The sequence below is a fragment of the Arcicella sp. genome (assembly GCF_964672035.1).
Genome location: NZ_CBABQS010000146.1, coordinates 1 through 5,011, shown reverse-complemented (window position 1 = coordinate 5,011; position 5,011 = coordinate 1). Strand labels below are relative to the sequence as shown.

Sequence of the window (5,011 nt, the reverse complement as noted above, 5' to 3'; positions counted from 1 at the left end):
ATGATAAAATTAAAATTGGAATTAACCTAAAACGTGGAGGACAGTTGGCGTGGGCTTCGTTGATAGATGCAACTTCCAATTTAGTTTATAATGGGTATGATGGTGGTTTTCAAGTTACATTGGATGCTTACCAACGAAGAGATGGATATACTCAAGGTGGTGAGGTATCTGGATCAGGAATTCAAGGAAGTCCAACTTTTAGTTATAATGTAACTCAAGGGGGAGATTTTTTAAACAATGCCGTTACCCTGATTGATTATCATGCTGTTCCCAATGGATATTACGTGAAGATAAGACCAATCCATTATCCATTAACTGCTAAATTATCTGAAACCTACATTGAAGCTACTTACACGATTGTTGGACGTACTGTTAAAATTGATTATCGTTACACCAGTTTTAGAACGGATGGACAATGGGATGGTTCAGGCTTTGATGGTGCAGGTGCGCCAGCTTGTTTTATTGTGAATACGCTTAATAAATACAAAACTTACAGAGGTAATTCGCCATGGTCATTTTTGCCATTGAGTGGTGGTACATTACCTATTTCAAACTTAGGGCAAAATCCTGCTGAGGCGCACGCTACGGAATATTGGGGGATGGTTTATGATGACCAACATCCCAACTCAGGAATAGGCGTTTACAATGCCACAAATGGAGGTAGTAGTACCTACTTTATCTTTAAACAAATGGAAGTATATGCAGGAAATGGACCAGGAACAGAATTTTTTAATGGATTTACTTTCTTGCAACCATTCATTGATTTTAATATTCCCAATCGAGGAAATTTTGTGAAAGATATTACGGCTTATTTGATGATTGGCAGTGAGCTTGAAATTCGCTCAGAAGTTTATAAAATTTCTGGACACGAGAGCAACATTCCAAGATTTTAGAAGGTTATCTGATATTGAATTTTAGTAATCACTTAAAAAGAAAAGGTGAAAATTGATAATAAAATCTTTTTGAACCTTTTCTTTTTTACTCTACTATAATTTTAGTTGTAATATCTTTATCGTCTTTTTTAATTCTTAAATAATAAATACCTGTCAATAATCCTTTTGCTCGTACATTGTCAGCATCATAATTAATAATTTGTTCTTTACCGTAATTATCAAATAATTGAATTTCAGCGTTAGTATTTTTCAATGATTTTGGTAATACAATATTGAATTCTCCTTTGTTGGGGTTTGGGTAAATTAATACTTTCTCCTCCTCATTTTCAGTATTACTTAACACTACTTTTGGACATTGAAATTTATTAATATTTCCAATTGTTTTACTATTCTGCGTTAATTTAATTTGAGCTGAAAAGTTGCCTTTTGGGAGATTTGATAAACTTGCTACAAATATATGGTTAATTGCATCAGGTGTATTGGCTAATTGAGCTAATAAATCGGGTCTTTGTAAGTTTGCATCATAAGTTTTTATCAGTATATCATTCAATATAAAATCAACTTTGACGGTTTTGGACAAATCATTTTTATCATAAATCCAACCAATAATTTCATTACATTCTGTACTGACCCACCCCGAAATATAATCAGGAACTCGTGCTATTGAAGTGTCTTTTGGAATTTCAGATTTAGTACAATTAACAATTTTACCAGATTTTTCAATAAACATTCCATCTTTCCAACAAGGTTTAACCTTTATTGTGTGTGATAATCCATCACGCCAAACAACGCCAGAAGGTATAGTATATTTGAATCCATGTTTTAGCGCTTGTTGTCCATAAACTTTCTGTAAACTTGGATAGTCTTCCTTTGCTAATAAATTGATGTAGATTTTATCATCAACCCAAACTTCAACTTCAACTAAACGTTCAAGATTATTTTTATCTAAAACCCAGCCTGATATAGTATCACAAGTTGCCACATCTAAATAACCTACGTAATCGCCCTCTTGACAATAATTGCATCTTTTGTAATAACTACAAATTAAATCATCTACTTCTCTACTCAATTCTTTCCAGATTCTATCCTTGATGGCTTGCATTCCCTTATCAGATGGATGGTTTGCTACACCAATATCATTGAACAGTCCTTGTGCTGTATTTGTCTTGTCATCATAAAGACCTTTTAAATCAACATAACGATAATTATATTTTTCAATGAAAGATTGAAAAGCATAATCCCGTGTAGCACTCGACCAAAAACTATTGGTTACAACAACTCTCATTGCACGATTATTGGCTACATAATTAACTAAACCCTGCAAATATTTATGAAAATTAGGAATATCCATATTCCAATCTTCAACGTTATCCCCAAGCCGAAGTACTAAAATATCAGGATTGAAATTTTTAATCACATTTAAGTTTGGATTGTCTAAATTATATTCTTGATAATTTTTTTCAAAATCAGCAATATTCAATTCCTTTACTTCAATACTTTGTGAAATACTTTTAACCTCCTTTTCAATTAAACGAACAAAATCTTTTTCTTTAGCGGATGCAGCCATTCCCCAATCACCGACCCATCCAATTTCAGGAGCATATCCATGTCCAGTAATGCTATTTCCTAAAATTGCAATCTTAAGTGGATAATTTTGAGCATTAATTTTTACAAATGTGAGTAATATAAATAAGGTAATAATTATATGTTTTTTCATAAAATATTTAATGATTTATACCTCAAAGCTCGCTCTTCAATTAGATACCAAGATATAATACTAAGCGGTAACACAATTGATGAACTCAGTAAAAATAACTTCAAAATGCTAATATTTGTTGTATGAAAATTTACAATCATTTGTTGAATTGGATAAGCATAAATATAAATTCCGTAAGAAAAATCCCCTAATTTGCTAAAATTATTTAGCCTACCTTTTAATTGTGCTAAATATAAAACTATATATGGTAAAGCAATGAAACTTATTGTCTTGATCATTATGGAACTTGTAATATGCAAAAATCCTAATCCAAACCATAAAAAAGTAACGATTATACAGTAAGCTAAACAAAATTGGATTTTATCTTTAAAAAGAAACATCAATGTTCCTGCCATAAAAAAAATCCCAAATTCAAGCGTATCAACGAATGATAAATGAATAAATGGAATAAGTTTTAAAGAATTGGTATTGAAAATATAATAAACTGAAATTGGAAATGATAATAGAAAGAGAATAAGTACTAAATTGCGTTTTTTGAAAAAATTAATTAACTGTAAAATTACTAAAAAAACATACATCGTTACTTCGTAAGGTAACGTCCACAATGAGCCATTGACTGCTTTTTCTGGAGTTTTTTCAAAAACTCCAGGCAAAGAATTCTGAACATAAGGATAAAGTTTTATTAATTTCAAGAATCGGTATGTTTCAGGGGATTGCCAATATGTTTTGTATGATAAGGTTGTACATATCTCTCCTATAACAATAATACATAACAATAAAACAACTATCAAAGCAGGGAAAATTCTTAATACTCTTCTCCAAATAAAGCTATATATATTACGAGAATTTTGTAAACTCTGGCTAACTAAATAGCCACTTACAATAAAGAATATGCAAACCCCCATGTGAGAGGTTGGAAATATTCCTTGAGAAGCAACGGTTAAATAGTCGTAGTTTCCTCTACCTGTGAGTGGATAGCAATGCCCATAAAGGACTAAACTTGCAGCAATAAATCTGATGAGATGGAAGTTGTTTTTCATTTTGTAGAGGTAATTGTGAATTTTTATACTCAAATATAATAATAAATCTTTCCGTTTTGAAATTGAGTTAAATAAAATATGTAGAATTTATAAATGCATTTATTTTTTAACAAACTAAACATACTTCACTATCTTTAAGGCAGTTACAAAAATAAACTCAACATTTAACCACTAAAAAATAAACATCATGTATCTATTTTTTTTGACTATTACGATATTAGCCTTCATTTTCAATATTCTCTTCATCACTCAAAGTAGTCAATCTAAAAGTGAAACTGGCGTGGCTCCGATTGTTCAATTAGTATTCATTGTTCCAATTTTAGTGTTGAGTAGTATTATTTTCTTCTTTACACAAAACACTCATTTTGGTATTAATTCTCGTGGGTTATTTTTATTTATACCCTTAATATTGGAAGTATTATATTTTGCTTATACCAAAGACTTATTGAGTATTTTTAGTAAAGAAACAGGCGGATTTCTGATTAGGTCTTATCTTTATTCAATTGGATTAGCAACAATTGTGGTTGTAATCGTACATTGGATATTTGATAAGATTTCATAATCTTATCAAACAAAAAAGGTCGCCCGATGATTTCAGGCGACCTTTTTTTGTAGATTTCACAAATTTACTTTACCGTAAAACCAACTTTTACTTTATCCCACATCATCGTAACTATTCCACTGTTTTCAGCTTTAATGGTAAAGCGTTCAGTCATTGAAGTAGCTTCTGATTTTGCCGTTACTCGCAAAACATCGTCGGCTTCTTTATAGCTATAAGCTCCCCATTGTTTTGCTGTTTTATTGAAAATAATTGTCCATTCTTTTTCTCCTGGAATGGTAAAAAGTGCATATTTACCCGCTTTTAAGGCTTTTCCATTAATGGTAACGTCTTTGCTCACTTCAAAAGTAGTAGCATCGTTGGCACCTGTACGCCATACTTTTCCGTAAGGAGCAAGGTCTCCAGCCCAAACATTACGACCTTTTACGGCTGGTTGAGAGTAATTAATTGTAACGTTTGTGCCACTCGCAATAGTTGCTGTTGTCGAAGCAGGTGGTGAAGGCATCGTTGCTTTGTCTTTGCTCATATCGTGTTGAGCGTTGCTAACGAAAGCAGAGATGGCAAATGTTGCCAATAAAAGTAATTTTTTCATTTTTGTAAATGGATTTTGCAACCACATAGAAACATTAGGAAAGATAGTTTTAATAGTTGTGCTATTAAATTTCAGAAATGTTTTTATGAGGTAAATTGTTTTGTTGAATACCGAGAAATTATTTCCCGAATACATAACGCAAAATGAAGGGTTTAGTTTCAATTCTAAAATAAAAAAATGCCCTTAATTGTTAGATTAAGGGCATTTGTG

Annotated in this window: 5 protein-coding genes; 2 read left to right on the top strand and 3 right to left on the bottom strand. The window is 31.5% G+C overall.

What is annotated here, in order from left to right; all coding sequences use genetic code 11:
- On the top strand, window positions 1-893 hold an 893-nt coding region (locus tag AC1W31_RS20390), incomplete at its 5' end, for a hypothetical protein (RefSeq protein ID WP_481736344.1).
- A gap of 85 nt (window positions 894-978) precedes the next feature.
- Here AC1W31_RS20390 and AC1W31_RS20385 read toward each other — a convergent pair.
- Together AC1W31_RS20385 and AC1W31_RS20380 are read right to left on the bottom strand one after the other, a co-directional pair.
- Window positions 979-2,610: an SGNH/GDSL hydrolase family protein gene (locus AC1W31_RS20385; RefSeq protein ID WP_481736343.1), complete on the bottom strand. Its 1,632-nt coding sequence runs from the start codon at window positions 2,608-2,610 to the stop codon at window positions 979-981.
- Window positions 2,607-3,650: an acyltransferase family protein gene (locus AC1W31_RS20380; RefSeq protein WP_481736342.1), complete on the bottom strand. Its 1,044-nt coding sequence runs from the start codon at window positions 3,648-3,650 to the stop codon at window positions 2,607-2,609. The genes AC1W31_RS20385 and AC1W31_RS20380 overlap by 4 nt, the downstream gene beginning before the upstream one ends.
- Before the next feature lie 187 nt (window positions 3,651-3,837).
- Between AC1W31_RS20380 and AC1W31_RS20375 the strand changes: the two genes are divergently transcribed.
- Complete coding sequence (locus AC1W31_RS20375) at window positions 3,838-4,212, top strand: hypothetical protein (protein WP_481736341.1); 375 nt, start codon at window positions 3,838-3,840, stop codon at window positions 4,210-4,212.
- Between the two features lie 64 nt (window positions 4,213-4,276).
- On the opposite strand, the gene AC1W31_RS20370 is transcribed toward AC1W31_RS20375, so the two are convergent.
- Window positions 4,277-4,801 carry a DUF2911 domain-containing protein gene (locus AC1W31_RS20370; RefSeq protein ID WP_481736340.1) on the bottom strand — a complete coding sequence of 175 codons (525 nt, stop codon included), beginning with the start codon at window positions 4,799-4,801 and terminating at the stop codon, window positions 4,277-4,279.
- Window positions 4,802-5,011: the final 210 nt, after the last annotated feature.